Source organism: Micrococcus luteus (assembly GCF_022664405.1).
In the GTDB taxonomy this organism is placed as follows: domain Bacteria; phylum Actinomycetota; class Actinomycetes; order Actinomycetales; family Micrococcaceae; genus Micrococcus; species Micrococcus luteus.
In genome coordinates this window covers 1-541 of sequence record NZ_JAKRLB010000062.1, presented here as the reverse complement: position 1 = coordinate 541, position 541 = coordinate 1, and the positions used below count along the sequence as shown (strand labels likewise).

Below are 541 nucleotides of genomic sequence, written 5' to 3'. Positions count from 1 at the left end.
CTGCTGCGAGGTCCTCGGCCGACCATCTCGACAGGTCCGTGCCCTTGGGGAAGTACTGCCGCAGCACCCCGTTCGTGTTCTCGTTCGTCGGCCGCTGCCACGGCGAGTGGGGGTCAGCGAAGAACACCTTCGTGCCCGTGGCCATCGTGAACTGGACATGCCCGGCCAGCTCCTTGCCCCGATCCCACGTCAAGCTCTGACGCAGCTGCTCCGGCACCGTCGCCATCGCCTTGATCAGGGCCGCGGTCATCGCCTCGGCCCCGTACCCACCCAGCGACGGCCCGTTCTTCACCGGCGGCCGCTCACCCCATCCCTCCAGGCGGGGCAAGTGGACCAGGATCGTGGCCCGGCTCTTGCGCTCGGCCAGAGTCCCGATCGCTGAACGCTCGGTCCCGATGATCAGGTCCCCTTCCCAGTGCCCGGGCACAGCACGATCAGCGGCCTCGGGTGGGCGCTTGCTGAACACCACGTCCTCGGTGACGTGGCCCTGGGGCTTGTTCCGGGTACGTGCCCGCGGCTCGCGCAGAGCCCGCCCGGTACG

Annotated in this window: 1 protein-coding gene; it reads right to left on the bottom strand. The window is 69.5% G+C overall.

Features of this window, described 5'->3' with window-relative positions; translation table 11 throughout:
- Nucleotides 1-541, bottom strand: a 541-nt coding sequence (locus tag MF605_RS11920) for an IS30 family transposase (RefSeq protein ID WP_242821304.1), incomplete at both ends; no start/stop codon positions are given.